The sequence below is a fragment of the Clostridium sp. genome, from assembly GCF_026168755.1.
Classification (GTDB): Bacteria; Bacillota; Clostridia; order Clostridiales; family Clostridiaceae; genus Clostridium.
On record NZ_JAPFDR010000021.1, the window covers coordinates 33,287 to 49,662 of the forward strand.

Sequence of the window (16,376 nt, forward strand, 5' to 3'; positions counted from 1 at the left end):
TGCCACTCCTAACTAATTGTTTATTATCTCACCTTTAAAAAGTAAAATTTCTTTTATATCACCTTTTCTGAAATCTATTATATCATAATCATTATTTAATTTTTCATAATTTACAAATAGCAAATAGTTATTATTTAATGTCTGCAAAACAAAATTTTTACCATTTCTTTTTACCTTAATTTCTTCTCCAATAGTAATTTCATTAAAATCATTAGATATATTACTTGCTAAGGAAACTGACATAAGCTTTTTCTCATCAACCTCATCTTTTGTTTGAATAAGTACTCGTTCTCCTTTATAGCTTATTAAAAGCCCTCCTTCATTATAATATCTTATCTTAGGTAGTGGTGAGTATATTAATACTACTATATAAAAAAATATAATTAAAGGATAATATATAAACCTTTTAAACCCTTTTTTATAAAAATAATATGTTGTTAATAAGGCTATATAAAAATATGCCACAGTATAATGAAAATATATCAAATCAAATGACATATTATCAATTTTATACATAATTATATCAATATACTTGATTATATAATGACATATATACATAATGTAATTAAATATGCTTGAAATTCCTATTATGAATATCGATATATTCCCTAAAACCACTAAAATATTCATAAAAGGAATTACAACAATATTTCCAACTATAAAATTCAATGATACTTCATTAAAATATAATATTATAATTGGTAATGTTAATATTTGTGCACTTAATGAAATTGCAATAGTATTTCTAATGGAATTAGGTAATTTATATAACTTTTTATTTAAATCATTATTAAATAATATTATTCCTAAAGTAGCTAAAAATGAAAGTATAAATCCAAGATTATAAGTATAATATGGCTTCATTAATAGCAATATTATCCCTGCTAAAGATAATGATGCTATAGGATTGTAGTTACGCTTAACTATTTTTCCAAGGTTTAATATCACTATCATTATATACGACCTTACAGCTGGTGCTGATGCCCCTGAAAACAATACATAGACTAATGCTAGTACTAAACTTAACTTTACCCCTAAAAACCTTCTTAATACACTATATACTAAAACTAAATGTAATCCTGAAACAGAAATAACATGAGATATCCCTAAATTTTTCATTAACTCCTCATGATCTTCATCTAATTCACCTTTATATCCAAATGATACTGATGTTATTAATGCAGCCTTCCTTTCCCCTAGCTTACTTTCAATACCTTCAAATACATATTTTCTTCTTTTGTAGAGCTTATCAATAAAATCAGGCTTTAAAATTTTGTAATCTTCTATTTTATACTCTCCAATTACTCCATTGCTTATATTCTTATTTTCACTAAACTTACCTTTAACTAATAATTTATTTCCTACTTCTATATTATCATTAATATTAGATAAACTAACTATTCTCCCATTAATTTCTCCTTTACCATAATAATTTTTAACTTCAGTTATTCTTACCTCTTCAACTTCTTTGGGAGTATAATTATAAAAATATACAGTATTATTTAATGCTACAATAAAAAATAAAACTAATATGAACATTATATATTTACCTTTAAGATACATTATAAAAATAAAGAAACTGGCAACATAAAAACTTGCCAAAATAGCATTTTTGCTATACATTTCATAACTAAAATATGCTAACATAAACACAATAAATATATATGGTAACGGATTATTAAAATACTTATCATTCATACTATCCACCTTGGCAACACCTCATTAAATAAGCATTACCAAATTTCCAATATATAAATCACAAACATAAAAAAAGACCTTACTTAATTAGTAAAGCCTACAACAACTTATTATTAATTATAAAAATTTAATAGCTATAGGTAAATATACAAAAAATCCTATAGTAAATATAATATGAATCTTCTTATAAAGTTTATAATTCTTCTTCATTATCATACCAGTTATTCCAATAGTAATCATAATAACTGAAAAGCCTATATATTTTATAAATCCTTCTTCTGCAAATCTATTAATTAGTTCTCCTACCATTGCTAGCACTGAAACAGATCCTAATATTATATGTGCTTTTAGATATATTTTTCTTTTTACCTTAAATAATTTTAATCCATAATAAACTATTAATGATAAACAAAAAAACATAGATGATATTCTTTCCATTTTATTCCTACCTCCTCTTCCGTAAATTAATATTTTTCATTAAGCCATTTTTCTTCTTGCCGCTTCCATTACAAGCTTTTCTTCTGGAGTAATTGTCTTAACTTTAAATATAAAGTAATATAATTTAATTATTATTAATACTATAATAGTTATTCTCATAGGTAATACATCAACTAATATTAAAGGAAAAGCTAACATAAAATTAACGAAACTTAGTAATACAACTTTTTGTTTTAATGTCATAGCTCTTTCCTTTACAAAACTCTCTAAATGCTTTTTGTAAATATTTGTGTTTGTAAACCAAACATGAAATCTGTCAGATCCCTTTGCAAAACAAAATGATGTTAATAATAAAAATGGTGTTGTTGGTAATATGGGTAATATTACTCCTACAAGCCCTAACCCAAGTGCTATAAACCCTAAAGTTATATAAAAATATTTCTTTACTTTATTCATGCTTTACTCCCCTTTTAATTAATACTTTTTATATTTCCTAATATTTATTACTATTTATTTAACGCATGTCTAATAAGTTCAACTGGATTATAAATAATCAGTCTTGGTCCAGAAAACTTCATTACTTCCTTTACCTTTTCCTTCATATCTTTTTTATAGCAATGAATTGGACATCTTGAACAAGTAGATTTATTTTCACCAAACTTACAAAAACTAAGTCTTTTATGTGCATATTCTAATAACTCTGCACACTCTTCACATAATTCACCTTTTTTATTGCCATGCTTCTTTTGACAATATATATCTATCATTAGCTTTATAGTCTTTTTTTCTCTATCTATTCTTCCCATATTAATGCCCCTTTCAAAATATTAATGATAATCATTATCATAATATCCTTTTAATAAAAGACTGCATCAAAACTCATAATTTCATTATGATACAGCCTTTATTTAATTAGCTTAATACTAACTTACTATTTTCAAGCTTATATGTCTTATTACAAACAGCCGTTGTTGATTTTCTATGTGAAATAAGTACTATTGTCTTATCTTCACAATTTTCTTTTATTGATTTTAGTATTTCACCTTCATTTAATGTATCTAAGTTACTTGTAGGTTCATCTAAAATTAAAATCTCTCCATTACTTAAGAATGCTCTTGCTAGTCCTATTCTTTGCTTTTCTCCTGAAGAAAGATTTCCTCCAAGTTCTCCAACCTTAGTATCGTATCCTTTAGGTAAAGTTTCTATAAACTCATGTATAGATGCCATCTTAGCAGCTCTTATTACATCTTCTTTCGTTGCATTATCATTACCTATTTTTATATTATCCATTATAGTTTCATTAAACAAATACGTTTCTTGACTAACTAAAGTTTGGCTACTTCTAAGAGATGCAGTATTAACCTCTTTAATATTTTTATTATCTAAGTTAATTTTTCCTTCATTTACATCCCAAAATCTCATCATAAGCTTAACAAATGTACTCTTACCAATTCCACTTTCACCTATAAGGGCTATCTTATCCCCTCTTTTTATATGAACTGATGTATTATCAAAAATCTTTTCTTTTCTATTTGGGTAAGAGAATGTTACATTATCATAAGCTATTGACTCACCATTTACTAAGTGTCCATCTAAAACTTCCTCTACATGTGGCTCTTCATCAATTAAATCAAATAATCTTTCTGCACAAGCAAAAGTTTGAAGTAATGTATTTGAAAGGTTACTTAAAGCAACTACTGGTCCAAAAGATGAAGCAATTATTACTATAGCTACAAGCATCCATGTAAATGAAATATTCCCAATTGAATATTGAGCAAATCCAACACCAACAAAAGTTAATATTGCAATCATTATAGTTAAATCTGTAATAGCTCTTATTATACCTTCATGCTCTTTAATTTTATCAAGGCTTTCATTTATTCTATGTGATTTTGAGTTAATTTCATTTAATCTTTCATCACCTGATTTAAATAGTAATACTTCCTTTAACCCTCTTAAAGAGTCAAGTATATAGTTATTACATTCACCAAACATATTTCTATAAGCAACACCAGCCTCTTTACCTAAACTAGAAGAAGCATAAGGAATAAGAAATCCAACTATTAAGAAGAATATTACTGATAACCCCCCAAACCAAGGATTTATTATAAATAATATTATAGAAATAATACTGTTAGTTATTATTGCAATTGATATTGGAGCTATTGTATGAGCATAAAATACCTCTAAAAGCTCAATATCTGAAGTTATTAACGAAATAAGATTTCCCTTTTCTTGACCCTCTAATTTAGCAGGCGCTAATTTTCTAAGCTTAGCAAATATCTTATCTCTTAATATATATAGTATTTTAAAAGCAATATAGTGGCCAGATAATTGTTCACCATATCTTAAAAATCCTCTTAAAAGTGCACTTACAGCCATAACTACCATTGCACCAGTAAAGCTAATAAATGTAATATCACCTATGAATGCACCTATAGCTATTGCTCCAAAACTCGCTATAGCTATTGCAGCTAAAAACCCTATAACACCCATACTTATAGTAATTGCCATAATTGGTGCTAATGGTTTTAATTCCACTATTAATCTCTTCATTATTTGGAAGCCTGATCTTCTTTTCATACTAGCAAACCTCCCTTATCATTTCTAATTCATTTTGCTTATTAACCATATCATAATAATAATTTTCTTTACTCATTAACTCTTCATAAGATCCACTTTCTACTAAGTGGCCTTTATTCATGACATAAACCTTCTTAGCCTCTTTTACATTGGCTAATCTATGAGAAATTACTAATATAGTTTTATTTTTAGAAAGTTCATAAATAGCTTCCCAAATACTTTCTTCACTTTCAACATCTATATTTGAAGTTGCTTCATCAAAAATTATCATTGGTCTATCTGCTAAGATAACTCTAGCTAAAGCTAATCTTTGCTTTTGTCCTCCTGATAATGCACTACCTGCTTGACCAACATCAGTTAATAATCCATCTTTTAACCCTTTAACAAAATCATATAATCTTGCAGTTTTTAATGCCTTATTTATTTCATCCTCTGATGCATCTCTCTTAGCCATTAATAAATTATCTAAAATAGTTCCATTAAATATGTAACTATTAGTAGAAACTAAGGCTATGTTTCCATAAATATTATCTAAAGATATATTTTCTATATTAGTATTATTTACTCTTATTTCACCTTTAGTAACTTTACTGTTATTTAATATAAGTGAGGCAATTGTACTTTTACCTGATCCACTTTCCCCTACTATTGCAACTAATCCACTTGGTGTAATTTCCATATTTATATTATTTAATACTTTTCTTTCACCATCATAGCTAAAATCAACATTTTCTAATTTTACATTTATATCACTAAATTTAACTTCTTCATTAGAGATTACGTCTTTCTCTCTTTCTTCAGCATCTAAAATACCAAACATTCTATCACTTGCCGCCATACCATTCATAGCTATATGGAAATAAGAACCTAAAAGTCTAAGTGGTATAAAGAATTCTGATGAAAGTAATATTATAATAAGTAGACTTCCTACAGGAATCTCTCCATTTTTAAATTGAATTAATGCAACAATTGTTCCTGCTGCAGCACCACCAAAAGCTACTAAATCCATTATTGTTATTGAATTTAGCTGCATACTTAAAACCTTCATAGTTATTTTTCTAAACTTTTCGGCTTCTTCATTCATTTTCTCATGTCTTTTTTCATCAATATTAAATACTTTTAGTGTAGTTAATCCTTGAAGATTTTCTAAGAAAGTACCTCCTAAATCTGAATAGGACTTCCAATAATCCTTTAATATTCTTTTAGCAATTTTCATAATTGCAATTATTGATATTGGTATAAGAGGTACACAAAGTATAAATACAAGTGCTGCTTTAAATGAAATAAAGCTCATAAAAGCAAATAATGTTACTGGTACTAAAAGTGCGTAGAAAAATTGTGATAGATATTTACCAAAATAAATTTCTAATTGCTCTATTCCCTCAACAGATACTTGAACTACTGCTGATGTACTTTCAACATTAGTATATCCAGTACCTAATTTTAATAATTTTTTGTAAATAAGTTCTCTTAATGTTACTCTTGCATTTGCAGAGGCTGCATTTGAAAACTTAGCATATAAAATATTACATAAATATCTTATAGCTAGTAAAATTCCTATAATTATAATTCCCGATAGTAGTGAAATACTCCCCCATATTTTATAGTTCATCATAGATTCAAAAACATTATCTCCATTAAGATCTAATCTTTCACCTATATAAATTTTATTAATAAATTGACCAATTAGTATTATAGTAACTATATTACATAAAACTGCAATCCAATTGACCAAAATAGTTAATGCTATGTATTTTTTAGAATCTTTACATAGGTTTATCAACCTTTTATTTATCATCATAATATATACTCCTCCTTTGAATCCTTTATTCATTTGAAACAAACTTTCAACTGATATTTATTATCACTTAATATACTATAACCCAAATGATAATTATTTTCAATACTTTCATTAATAAATTTTCTATTTTTGTATTATAATTAACTTATAGTACATATTTTAGGAGTAATAATATGAATAAATTTTCAAGCAAAAACAAATTAATTGAAAGACAACTAAAACAACTTAATAAAAAAGAAGAAAAATTAACAGCTGAAAGAAATCCTGGTATTATAAAAACTAAATTAGATCCTTTAAAAGCAAATATTGAAGAGAAAATCCCTGAAAAACTTCAAGTCACTTTAAATATTGCCTTTGAAAAAGGATTTAAAACAGTATTTGATAAAGGTATAGGTATAATTGAAAAAACTTATAATAAAGAAAATATAAACATGGAATTTGATATACACTCTTACGCAATAAATAAATATCCAACAAAAAAAAATCTAAAAAAAATTGATAAGTCTGCAAATAAAAAAACATTTATAAATAAATCTGTTAGTGCTATTGAAGGTAGTGCTCTAGGACTATTAGGTATAGGACTTCCTGACATCCCTATATATATTGGAGTAATTTTAAAGTCTATTTATGAAATTAGTTTAAGTTATGGATTTGATTATAATTCTCATGAAGAGAGAGTTTATATTTTAAATATAATTTCTGCTTCCGTCACTTTAGGTACTGAAAGAAAAATTTATTTTAATAAATTAGACACTATAGCAAGTGAAATAGATAATAATCAATATCATGATTACAATATTGATGAAACATTAAAAGAAACTTCTAATAAAATCTCTACTTATATGTTAACTTCAAAATTTATACAAGGTCTTCCTATAGTCGGAGTTATTGGTGGAATTGCCAATTTTAAAACATTACAAGATATAAGCACTATAGCTAAACTCAAATATAAACAAAGATATTTAAATAAACTCTTAATATAATAACAAAAGCGACTAGATATAACTCTAATTTATAACTAGCCGCTTTTTTAATTTTAACTTCCTCATATACTCACACTTTAGTTTAATACTATTTCCTTAATAAGTGATTCCACTGCATTTAATGTACTTTTATGCTTTCTTATAACCCTTATATTTTTCTTATCTGCTTCTCTCTTTGCCGTCAATACAAGTTTATGAGATACTACATCTGTTAATAATATAACTGCATCTGGCATTCCAATTTTATTCTTTAACCCTGTTTCCATTTGAGTAAAAACCTTTGCCTTACAATTATATTTTTTACATACTCTAATATAATCTTTAGTCATTTTATCATGACCACCAACTATTACTACACTCATTTTTTCCTCTCCTTTTAACTATTTATTATCTTTAATCTTATTAATTGGAATAATTGTCTTATGCACTAGCTTCTTCATATTCTTCAAATAAACCTCTTATAGAGCAAGCTACATTATGAGATGAATCTCCATTTAAAATATAATTTACAGTATGCTCCTTAACTTTATCATATCTACTGAAAGTTTCCTTGGCTTCTTGTAAATTATTATATACAAGCCAATATCCACATCTTAAACATTTTTTATTTTTACAATTCATAAAATCCATAACATCATTTAATGGAAAGCCTAAAAATATACCTAATTCATGTGGACAATTAAATTCTTTATATCTGTTCTTTAGCATATATAAATAATTATTTATATCACTCTTATCTGAATATCCTAATTGCATTAAGAATCTTTTATTATCTTTTCTAAATATATAGTTTGATAATTGCTTTTTATTATATATCAATATAATTAACGCATTACTACATTCTCTTAAATCTATATATTGAATATCAATAGCTTCTAAAAAATCAATTCCGTACTTTATCCATTTATCATATAAATTTTCTTTGTCTTTTTTTATTGTGATGGTTGCTGATGGTTTAACTCCTGAGATTACCAGAGAGGCATTGTAAATTAAAAACTTTTCAATGCACTCCCTTTCTTCCATATTAGCAAGACTTTTGTAAAATTCAACTTGCTTCAATTTATTTCTACGCCTTTGCTATAGTCATTCCTAATTCAATACACTCAGAAGAGTTATCCTCAGGCTCATATTGAATTATTAACCCATCATCAATTAAGGTACAACCTAAAGACTCCATTCTTTCTTGCCAATCTCTCATCCATTGACCATCTCCCCATCCATATGATCCAAATAAAGCAACTTTTTTTCCTGAAATTTTAGACGATATTTCTTCTACGAAAGGTTCAAATTCATTTTCTTCTAATACTTCATCACCCATAGCTGGACACCCAAGTATAACTATTTCTTCATTATCAAATATATTAGCATTTGCATCTGATACATTAATTACCTCTACACTTTTTCCACCATTAACTATCCCCTCTGCAATTAAATTTGCCATTTTCTCAGTGTTTCCAGATGCTGAATAATAAACTATTTTCATATTCTCTCCTCCCAAGCAATATTGATATTCATTCTCAATTATTTATTATAATATAGTATTCTCTTTATCATGTCAATATATAACTTGAAATTTTTTGCAATTATTTTATACTTATCTACATTTTCATAAAAAAATAGAAGATACTAAAACTCCTTCCAGTACCCCCTAAAATATAAAGTATCTACTTGTGCTTAAATTTTATGTTACTATTGCATGATTTTTTGATAGAACATCCTGAACAACCACAACCACATCCATCACTATTATTTTTACTCTTCTTAAACATATTCAATACAGCTAAAAATAACAAAGCAAATACTATTGCTCCAATAATAAATGTTGCCATTTATATCACTTCCTTGTTTATTACAATATTTTATCCACTTATTTCTCTGCCTTCTTTATTAGTCTTTATATCTCTTCCTGATCCAATAGCTATTAAGATGGCTAGTACTGCAATTAATATTGAAGCCACGGCTCCAATTACACTACCATCTCCCAATAATAAACTACCAACTTGGTTTATTACTAATGCAACTATATATGCAGTTAATGTTTGGAAACCAACTGTTATCCACATCCATTTCCAAGATCCCATTTCTCTTCTAATTGCACCTATAGCTGCAAAACAAGGTGCATTAAGCATATTAAATGCTATAAATGCCAATCCACTTGCTGAGGTAAACATTGTTCCAATTTGTGTTAATAATGCTGGTGTATCCTCTGCTACTTCTGCTATACCAAATAATACTCCAAATGTTCCTACAACATTTTCCTTAGCTACTAGACCAGTTACAGTTGATACTGCTGATTGCCAATTGCCAAATCCAAGAGGAGCAAATATTGGTGCTATTACTTTACCTATACTTGCTAATATACTATCTTGAGCATCAACCATTTGTAATGTCCAATTAAATGAACTAGTAAACCAAATTACAGCACATGCAACAAATATAATAGTTCCAGCCTTTACAATAAACGCCTTTCCTCTATCCCACATATGAATTAAAACACCCTTCATACTTGGAATGTGATATTGTGGAAGTTCCATAACAAAGGGTGCTGCTTCCCCTTTAAATGCTTTAGTCTTATTTAAAATAATTCCACAAATTATAATCATAAAAATTCCTAGGAAATAAATAACTGGTGCTACCCAAGATGCTCCTCCAAAAATAGCTGCTGCAAACAATGCTATTATCGGTAATTTAGCTCCACAAGGAATAAATGTAGTAAGCATTATAGTAAGTTTTCTATCTTTATCGTTCTCCATAGTACGTGTTGCCATTATTCCTGGAACTCCACAACCTGAGCTTATAAGTACAGGTATAAATGATTTTCCTGACAATCCAAACTTACGTAGAATTCTGTCCATAATGAAGGCTATTCTAGCCATGTATCCACAATCCTCTAATAATGATAATAAAAAGAATAATAACATTATTTGTGGAACAAACCCTAAAACAGCTCCAACACCGCCAATTATTCCATCATTTATTAGCCCTTGTAGCCAAGGTGCTGTTCCTACATTTTCTAAAAATGCAGCGACATTTTCTCCGATTATTTCTCCAAATAAAGTATCATTTGTCCAATCTGTTAATATTGCACCTAATGAACTAACAGCTATATAGTATACTTCCCACATAATTAAAGCAAATATAGGTAATGCTAATATACGATTGGTAACTATTTTATCTATTTTATCTGATACAGTATGTTTTGATATGTTCTTTTTCTTAACAACTTTTGAAACAAGTGTTCCAATAAATTCATATCTTTCACCAGTAATAATTCCTTCTGCATCATCATCAAATTCTTTTTCACATTTTACAATAATTGATTCTATTTTTTCTTTAACGTTATTGTCTAATGTTATTTTATTTATAAAATCACTATCACGCTCAAAAACTTTAATAGAAATCCATTGCTCAGTAACTCCTGAATAATTAATGTTGTTACTTTTTATTATACCTTTAATATCTTCTAGTGCATCTTTTACTTCTTGAGAAAAATTCATATTAAAGTTATTACTCTTATTATTTTTAGCTATTTCAATTGCCTTCATAGCAACTTCCTTTGTTCCATTTCCCTTTAATGCACTTGTTTTAACTACTGGGCATCCAAGGGTTTTAGATAACTTCTCAATATCAATGATATCTCCTCTTTTTTCTATAACATCCATCATATTTAATGCTATTACTGTTGGAATACCTAATTCTAATATTTGAGTTGTTAAATACAAATTTCTTTCAATATTTGACGCATCTATAATATTAATAATTACATCTGGTCTTTCATCTATCATAAAATTTCTAGTTACTACTTCTTCTAATGTGTATGGTGATAGAGAATATACCCCTGGTAAATCAACCAATTCAACATCTTTATAACCTTTAATCTTACCTGATTTTTTCTCTACAGTTACTCCTGGCCAATTACCCACATACTGCTTTGCTCCTGTAAGGTTATTAAACATAGTTGTTTTACCGCAATTTGGATTCCCTGCTAACCCTATTTTTATAGACATCCTTCTTCCCCCTTAATTTTTAAATACCACCTATTCAACTACTATCATTTCTGCATCATATTTACGTAATGTTAATTCATATCCTCTTATATTAACCTCTATAGGATCTCCTAATGGTGCCACTTTTCTAACATAAATTTCACTACCCTTTGTAATTCCCATATCCATTATTCGTCTACGAACAGCACCAGCACCCTCTATTTTTTTAACTTTTACTGTTTGTCCACATTTCACTTCTTTTAACGTTGCCATTTCCACTATCTCCTATACCATTATTCTACTTGCCATACTTTTATCTAAAGCTATTCTAGCTCCTTTAATATTTACTATTAAATTTCCACCTAAATCAGAAACTATTGTAATACCTTCACCAATAACAAAACCTAAACTGTTTAAAAACTTTTTTGTTTCAGCATTTCCTGTTATTTTTTTAATTTTAACTTCTTCTCCTACTTGTGATAATATTAATGACATTTTTTCCACCCCTTATACTGATAATGATTATCATTATTCCACTATTATTATACTCCTTTATTTGTAAAAGTAAATATTTTTTTCTATTAAATCTTTATTTTGTATAAATACACAAAATTATTTTTGCCATAAAAAAGTAAGTAACTTAGAATAGAAATATTTTTCTTTACCAAGTTACCTACTAATTTTTAATCTAAATTTAGATTATTTTAATACAAATGATTGGCAATCTGTACATTCAACAACTGTTGGATTAGTTTCATGAGTTCCAACTTGTATTGCATCTAAAGTACAATAATTTTCTGAACAGGCATGATACTTACATTGTTGTACACTACATTTAATGCTTGAGTTCTTTTCCATAACTTTCACCTCCATGTCTTTAGTACTCTATTATTTTTCCCATAAAAGGAGTTATTATTCTAAAAGATTTCTATCAAAACTTCATGAATTTTCTCTATGTATTTATTTTTTTATATTCTATCTTAATGCCAATTAAATTATTGTTTTGTTTTAGGATTAAAAATAAGAGCCATTAAATATCCAAAAAATATTGCTGCTGTAATTCCTCCTGCTGCTCCTTCAATACCACCTATAAAGGCTCCTATTAATCCATTTTCTTTTACTCCCTTTATAGCTGCTTTTGCTAAACCATTACCAAAGCTAGGTAAAGGTATTGTTGCTCCTGCACCTCCAATTTGAACTAATTTATCATAAATCCCAAACCCTCCAAGAATTGCTCCAAGAGTAACAAATATAACTAATATTCTAGCCGGAGTTAATTTTGTTGTATCCATTAATACTTGAGCAACAACACAAATTAATCCTCCAACAATAAATGCACTTACGTATTCCATAATAAACTCTTACCTACCTTCTATTTATATTCAATAGCTACTGCATGAGCTATTCCTGGTATACTCTCTCCTTGAAGAGATGATGTTGTACTCATTAATGCTCCTGTAGAAACTAATAGTAAACTTTTTATTTCTCTTCTCATTAATTTTTTATAAAAATATCCACATGTTACAACTGCTGAACATCCACAACCGCTTCCACCTGCATCAGTTTTTTGTCTTTCATCATCAAATATTAAATCTCCACAATCCACATAGTTATCTTTTACATCATAACCATAATCTAATAATAATTTAGTTGTTATTTCTTTTCCTACCTTCCCTAAATCTCCAGTTGCAATTACATCATAATCTTTAGGTGTTCTTCCTGTATCTTTAAAATGATTATAAATTGTATCTACTGCTGCTGGAGCCATTGCAGCTCCCATGTTATTAGCATCTTTTATTCCATAATCCTTTACTAGTCCTGTAGTTACATATGTTACCTTAGGAAAATCTCCATTTCTAGCTAAAACCATTGCTCCTGATCCTGTAACTGTCCATTGGCATGTTGGACACCTTTGACATCCATATTCTAATGGAAATCTAAATTGTCTTTCTGCAGAACTAAAATGTGATGAAGTAGAAGCTACAATATACTCTCCAAATCCACCATCTAAAAATAATGATGCCATACTTAAAGATTCTGACATTGTAGAACAAGCTCCATACAATCCTATAAATGGTATATTTAATTCTCTTGCAGCAAAACTTGATGATGTTATTTGATTTAATAAATCACCTGCAAATAGATAATCTATTTTTTCTTCTCTTAAATTTGCATTGCTTATAGCATTTTTTATTGCTGTATACATCATTTCAGATTCTGCTTTTTCAAAACTATCCTTACCTAAAGTATCATCATTTAATATTTCATGAAAATACTCCTTTAAAGGACCTTCTCCTTCTTTAGGTCCAACTATAGAATAAGTTGAAATTATTTTAGGAGGATTTTCAAGTTTAATAGTTTGTTTTCCTACCTTTTTATTTTTTATATTCATTGATATTCACTCTCCAATTTAAACTATTCCCATAAGTCCTAAAATATAATATACTAATCCTATTATTACTGATGTTCCTATTCCATAAACTAATACGGGACCTGCAATAGTAAACATTTTAGCTGCTACACCAAAAACAAAACCTTCTTTTTTAAATTCTATTGCAGGAGATACCATTGCATTAGAAAATCCTGTAATAGGCACTATAGTACCAGCACCAGCAAAACTTGCTATCTTATCATAAACTCCTATTCCCGTTAATAATGCTCCAATAAATATCATTATTATAGGCAACCAAAGTTTAGCAGTTTCTTCATCTATACCAAATTTTATTAACATATTTAGTATAAACTGTCCTATAGTACATATAGCTCCACCAACTAGAAAAGCTAATAAAATATTTTTAAAATACTTTGGTTTAGGAACCATTTCCTTTGAAAGATTTTCAAAATCCTTAATTATCTTCTTTTCTTCCTTAGCCATTTTTCCCATGTATTTACGTCTCCTTTCTTTCATAAATTTATTATTCCTCTTAATTTAAAATTAACTCATATTATTACAATTTTAATTATTATTTTACTTCTACAAAAAAATCTACATTAAATAACTTTTTATTATTTAATGTAGATTTATTCAAAAAATTTATTCTTTTTTAACTTATACATCTTCTTATGTTCATCCTTAATCTAATTGTTTTCTCATCTCTAAAAGTACCTTTTTCTCTATTCTCGATACTTGTACTTGACTTATCCCTAACATTTTAGCCACTTGTATTTGTGTCTTATCTTTGAAATATCTTAATACAATAATTTGTCTAGATTTCACATCTAAATTGTTTAATGCCTCTTTTAAAGCTAATTTTTCAGTTAAATTTTTATCTTCTGCTGCATTTTCACTTAACTTATCAATAAGTAAAACTGGTGCACCATCATCTTGATGAATTACCTCATAAAGATACTGCATACTTGCAGAAGACTCCAAAGCAAATAATATTTCTTCTTTATCTATACCTGAAAATTCAGCTAGTTCCTCTATACTAGGATCCCTATTTAGTTTTTTAGTTAATGCTTCTTTATCAAAATGCAACTTTTTAGCTAAACTCTTAACATTTCTACTTACCTTTATAATTCCATCATCTCTAAGAAATCTTTTTATTTCTCCAATTATCATTGGAACAGCATAAGTTGAGAACTTAACATTATACTTATCATCAAAATTATTAATTGCCTTAACAAGACCCATACATCCTATTTGATAAATATCTTCGTAATCATACCCTCTATTTATAAACTTTTTACTTATAGAAGTCACTAAAGGTAAATTTGCTTCTATGAGCCTGTTCATAGCCTCTGCATCTCCAGCTTTGGCTAGAGGTAATAATTCTGAGTTATCCTCATAGCTTAACTTTTCTTTTTTTAGTTTACCCTTTTCCATACCTCTCCCCTAATACGCTAATTAAATTTCTTTGTCATAACAATTCTAGTGCCCTTACCTTTTTGACTTTCTACCTCTAAACTATCCATGAAGCTTTCCATAACAGTAAATCCCATTCCAGATCTTTCAAGATCTGGTCTTGAAGTATAAAGAGGTTCTCTAGCTTTATCAACATCATCTATTCCTTTACCATAATCAGTAATTATAACGGATACTTCTTTTCCAGAAATTGTAGACTCGATCTTAATTATACCCTTTTCATAATTTTCATAACCATGAATTATAGAATTTGTTACAGCTTCTGAAACAGCTGTTTTAATATCTGCAATTTCTTCAATAGTTGGATCTAATTGAGAAACAAAAGCTGAAACTGCAACTCTAGCAAATCCTTCATTTTGAGATCTACTTTCAAATTCTATACATACTCTATTTTCTTCCATGTTATTAACCCTCCATTAAATGTTTGCAAGTGCTTCATTTACATTATTATAAACAGTAATTATTTTATAAAGCCCTGATAGTGTAAATACTTTATCTACTCTTTTATTAATATTAGTTATGCATACTTTTCCATCTCTATTCTTAATCTTCTTTAATCTACCTATTACAACACCTATACCCGAACTATCCATAAATGTTACTTCTTTAAAATCCATTATAACTTTTTTTATGTTATCTCTCTCTATTCTATCATCTATCTTTACTCTAACTTCTTCTGCACTATGATGATCTAATTCTCCAACAAGAGTAACGACTAATTTATCATCAACTTTATTAAATTTCAAAAACATAATAATCAACTCTAAAAACAAATAATTAGAGCACCCTCCCATCTTCCTTCTTTTTCCATAATTTTAACATAATATTTATTTTGTCGTCAATCTATTTTTTACCTTTTTATGGATATTATGAGAATATATCTAAATTGTTCGTTAGAGCTTGAATGCCGTGATGCCGAAAAAATTGATTATATAATCTCCAGGAAGGAATATAATTTCACTAAGAATTTATATTATTATTTCCATAAAATCTACTAAAGCTTCGAAGCTCCTAACCGTCGC

At 27.8% G+C, this 16,376-nt stretch carries 21 protein-coding genes; 1 reads left to right on the top strand and 20 read right to left on the bottom strand.

Annotation, left to right across the window (positions count from 1 at the left end):
* Nucleotides 1-12 precede the first annotated feature (12 nt).
* The 6 genes from Q0Y03_RS09195 to Q0Y03_RS09220 form a co-directional block, all read right to left on the bottom strand.
* Nucleotides 13-1,698 (bottom strand): ComEC/Rec2 family competence protein, encoded by a 1,686-nt coding sequence (locus Q0Y03_RS09195; RefSeq protein ID WP_297713532.1) that lies wholly within the window; start codon nt 1,696-1,698, stop codon nt 13-15.
* Nucleotides 1,699-1,815: 117 nt separating this feature from the next.
* On the bottom strand, nt 1,816-2,136 hold the full coding sequence (locus Q0Y03_RS09200; protein ID WP_297713533.1) for a hypothetical protein: 321 nt from the start codon (nt 2,134-2,136) through the stop codon (nt 1,816-1,818).
* A 39-nt stretch (nt 2,137-2,175) separates the two neighbouring features.
* Nucleotides 2,176-2,592 (bottom strand): YbaN family protein, encoded by a 417-nt coding sequence (locus Q0Y03_RS09205; protein WP_297713534.1) that lies wholly within the window; start codon nt 2,590-2,592, stop codon nt 2,176-2,178.
* Between the two features lie 50 nt (nt 2,593-2,642).
* Complete coding sequence (locus Q0Y03_RS09210; protein WP_297713535.1) at nt 2,643-2,942, bottom strand: nitrous oxide-stimulated promoter family protein; 300 nt, start codon at nt 2,940-2,942, stop codon at nt 2,643-2,645.
* 106 nt (nt 2,943-3,048) lie between these two features.
* Entirely contained in the window at nt 3,049-4,719 is a 1,671-nt protein-coding gene (locus Q0Y03_RS09215; RefSeq protein WP_297713536.1) for an ABC transporter ATP-binding protein, read from the bottom strand.
* Nucleotide 4,720: 1 nt separating this feature from the next.
* Nucleotides 4,721-6,520 (bottom strand): ABC transporter ATP-binding protein/permease, encoded by a 1,800-nt coding sequence (locus tag Q0Y03_RS09220; protein ID WP_297713537.1) that lies wholly within the window; start codon nt 6,518-6,520, stop codon nt 4,721-4,723.
* A 173-nt stretch (nt 6,521-6,693) separates the two neighbouring features.
* On the opposite strand from Q0Y03_RS09220, the gene Q0Y03_RS09225 reads away from it, so the two are divergent.
* Nucleotides 6,694-7,503 carry an EcsC family protein gene (locus tag Q0Y03_RS09225; RefSeq protein ID WP_297713538.1) on the top strand — a complete coding sequence of 270 codons (810 nt, stop codon included), beginning with the start codon at nt 6,694-6,696 and terminating at the stop codon, nt 7,501-7,503.
* 77 nt (nt 7,504-7,580) lie between these two features.
* Here Q0Y03_RS09225 and Q0Y03_RS09230 read toward each other — a convergent pair whose 3' ends face one another.
* The 14 genes from Q0Y03_RS09230 to spoIIAA form a co-directional block, all read right to left on the bottom strand.
* Nucleotides 7,581-7,865 (bottom strand): DUF2325 domain-containing protein, encoded by a 285-nt coding sequence (locus Q0Y03_RS09230; RefSeq protein WP_297713539.1) that lies wholly within the window; start codon nt 7,863-7,865, stop codon nt 7,581-7,583.
* A 58-nt stretch (nt 7,866-7,923) separates the two neighbouring features.
* Nucleotides 7,924-8,562 (bottom strand): DUF3793 family protein, encoded by a 639-nt coding sequence (locus Q0Y03_RS09235; protein WP_297713540.1) that lies wholly within the window; start codon nt 8,560-8,562, stop codon nt 7,924-7,926.
* Between the two features lie 7 nt (nt 8,563-8,569).
* Nucleotides 8,570-8,986, bottom strand: a complete 417-nt coding sequence (locus tag Q0Y03_RS09240) for a flavodoxin (RefSeq protein WP_297713541.1) — start codon at nt 8,984-8,986, stop codon at nt 8,570-8,572.
* Between the two features lie 181 nt (nt 8,987-9,167).
* Entirely contained in the window at nt 9,168-9,332 is a 165-nt protein-coding gene (locus tag Q0Y03_RS09245) for a FeoB-associated Cys-rich membrane protein (RefSeq protein ID WP_297713542.1), read from the bottom strand.
* A 30-nt stretch (nt 9,333-9,362) separates the two neighbouring features.
* Nucleotides 9,363-11,510 (bottom strand): ferrous iron transport protein B, encoded by a 2,148-nt coding sequence (feoB, locus tag Q0Y03_RS09250; protein ID WP_297713543.1) that lies wholly within the window; start codon nt 11,508-11,510, stop codon nt 9,363-9,365.
* Nucleotides 11,511-11,540: 30 nt separating this feature from the next.
* Complete coding sequence (locus Q0Y03_RS09255; protein ID WP_297713544.1) at nt 11,541-11,762, bottom strand: ferrous iron transport protein A; 222 nt, start codon at nt 11,760-11,762, stop codon at nt 11,541-11,543.
* A gap of 12 nt (nt 11,763-11,774) precedes the next feature.
* Complete coding sequence (locus Q0Y03_RS09260) at nt 11,775-11,984, bottom strand: FeoA family protein (protein ID WP_133014441.1); 210 nt, start codon at nt 11,982-11,984, stop codon at nt 11,775-11,777.
* A gap of 204 nt (nt 11,985-12,188) precedes the next feature.
* Nucleotides 12,189-12,347: a DUF1540 domain-containing protein gene (locus Q0Y03_RS09265; RefSeq protein WP_291676439.1), complete on the bottom strand. Its 159-nt coding sequence runs from the start codon at nt 12,345-12,347 to the stop codon at nt 12,189-12,191.
* 137 nt (nt 12,348-12,484) lie between these two features.
* Entirely contained in the window at nt 12,485-12,841 is a 357-nt protein-coding gene (gene spoVAE / locus Q0Y03_RS09270) for a stage V sporulation protein AE (protein WP_297713546.1), read from the bottom strand.
* Between the two features lie 20 nt (nt 12,842-12,861).
* Nucleotides 12,862-13,881 carry a stage V sporulation protein AD gene (spoVAD, locus tag Q0Y03_RS09275; protein ID WP_297713547.1) on the bottom strand — a complete coding sequence of 340 codons (1,020 nt, stop codon included), beginning with the start codon at nt 13,879-13,881 and terminating at the stop codon, nt 12,862-12,864.
* An 18-nt stretch (nt 13,882-13,899) separates the two neighbouring features.
* Nucleotides 13,900-14,364 carry a stage V sporulation protein AC gene (gene spoVAC, locus Q0Y03_RS09280; RefSeq protein ID WP_297713550.1) on the bottom strand — a complete coding sequence of 155 codons (465 nt, stop codon included), beginning with the start codon at nt 14,362-14,364 and terminating at the stop codon, nt 13,900-13,902.
* Between the two features lie 198 nt (nt 14,365-14,562).
* Nucleotides 14,563-15,315 carry an RNA polymerase sporulation sigma factor SigF gene (sigF, locus tag Q0Y03_RS09285; RefSeq protein ID WP_297713548.1) on the bottom strand — a complete coding sequence of 251 codons (753 nt, stop codon included), beginning with the start codon at nt 15,313-15,315 and terminating at the stop codon, nt 14,563-14,565.
* A gap of 17 nt (nt 15,316-15,332) precedes the next feature.
* On the bottom strand, nt 15,333-15,755 hold the full coding sequence (gene spoIIAB / locus Q0Y03_RS09290; protein ID WP_297713549.1) for an anti-sigma F factor: 423 nt from the start codon (nt 15,753-15,755) through the stop codon (nt 15,333-15,335).
* 15 nt (nt 15,756-15,770) lie between these two features.
* Complete coding sequence (gene spoIIAA, locus Q0Y03_RS09295) at nt 15,771-16,106, bottom strand: anti-sigma F factor antagonist (RefSeq protein ID WP_133014447.1); 336 nt, start codon at nt 16,104-16,106, stop codon at nt 15,771-15,773.
* Between the last annotated feature and the right edge of the window lie 270 nt (nt 16,107-16,376).

What these genes read in the sequence shown, in the direction of transcription:
- Q0Y03_RS09200 (WP_297713533.1), bottom strand. Translation starts at nt 2,136, where the DNA reads ATGGAAAGAATATCATCTATGTTTTTTTGTTTATCATTAATAGTTTAT.
- Q0Y03_RS09265 (WP_291676439.1), bottom strand. Translation starts at nt 12,347, where the DNA reads ATGGAAAAGAACTCAAGCATTAAATGTAGTGTACAACAATGTAAGTAT.
- Q0Y03_RS09215 (WP_297713536.1), bottom strand. Translation starts at nt 4,719, where the DNA reads ATGAAAAGAAGATCAGGCTTCCAAATAATGAAGAGATTAATAGTGGAA.
- Q0Y03_RS09220 (WP_297713537.1), bottom strand. Translation starts at nt 6,520, where the DNA reads ATGATGATAAATAAAAGGTTGATAAACCTATGTAAAGATTCTAAAAAA.
- Q0Y03_RS09225 (WP_297713538.1), top strand. Translation starts at nt 6,694, where the DNA reads ATGAATAAATTTTCAAGCAAAAACAAATTAATTGAAAGACAACTAAAA.
- spoVAC (WP_297713550.1), bottom strand. Translation starts at nt 14,364, where the DNA reads ATGGCTAAGGAAGAAAAGAAGATAATTAAGGATTTTGAAAATCTTTCA.
- Q0Y03_RS09245 (WP_297713542.1), bottom strand. Translation starts at nt 9,332, where the DNA reads ATGGCAACATTTATTATTGGAGCAATAGTATTTGCTTTGTTATTTTTA.
- feoB (WP_297713543.1), bottom strand. Translation starts at nt 11,510, where the DNA reads ATGTCTATAAAAATAGGGTTAGCAGGGAATCCAAATTGCGGTAAAACA.
- Q0Y03_RS09205 (WP_297713534.1), bottom strand. Translation starts at nt 2,592, where the DNA reads ATGAATAAAGTAAAGAAATATTTTTATATAACTTTAGGGTTTATAGCA.
- Q0Y03_RS09260 (WP_133014441.1), bottom strand. Translation starts at nt 11,984, where the DNA reads ATGTCATTAATATTATCACAAGTAGGAGAAGAAGTTAAAATTAAAAAA.
- spoVAE (WP_297713546.1), bottom strand. Translation starts at nt 12,841, where the DNA reads ATGGAATACGTAAGTGCATTTATTGTTGGAGGATTAATTTGTGTTGTT.
- Q0Y03_RS09230 (WP_297713539.1), bottom strand. Translation starts at nt 7,865, where the DNA reads ATGAGTGTAGTAATAGTTGGTGGTCATGATAAAATGACTAAAGATTAT.
- spoVAD (WP_297713547.1), bottom strand. Translation starts at nt 13,881, where the DNA reads ATGAATATAAAAAATAAAAAGGTAGGAAAACAAACTATTAAACTTGAA.
- Q0Y03_RS09255 (WP_297713544.1), bottom strand. Translation starts at nt 11,762, where the DNA reads ATGGCAACGTTAAAAGAAGTGAAATGTGGACAAACAGTAAAAGTTAAA.
- spoIIAA (WP_133014447.1), bottom strand. Translation starts at nt 16,106, where the DNA reads ATGTTTTTGAAATTTAATAAAGTTGATGATAAATTAGTCGTTACTCTT.
- Q0Y03_RS09210 (WP_297713535.1), bottom strand. Translation starts at nt 2,942, where the DNA reads ATGGGAAGAATAGATAGAGAAAAAAAGACTATAAAGCTAATGATAGAT.
- sigF (WP_297713548.1), bottom strand. Translation starts at nt 15,315, where the DNA reads ATGGAAAAGGGTAAACTAAAAAAAGAAAAGTTAAGCTATGAGGATAAC.
- Q0Y03_RS09240 (WP_297713541.1), bottom strand. Translation starts at nt 8,986, where the DNA reads ATGAAAATAGTTTATTATTCAGCATCTGGAAACACTGAGAAAATGGCA.
- Q0Y03_RS09195 (WP_297713532.1), bottom strand. Translation starts at nt 1,698, where the DNA reads ATGAATGATAAGTATTTTAATAATCCGTTACCATATATATTTATTGTG.
- spoIIAB (WP_297713549.1), bottom strand. Translation starts at nt 15,755, where the DNA reads ATGGAAGAAAATAGAGTATGTATAGAATTTGAAAGTAGATCTCAAAAT.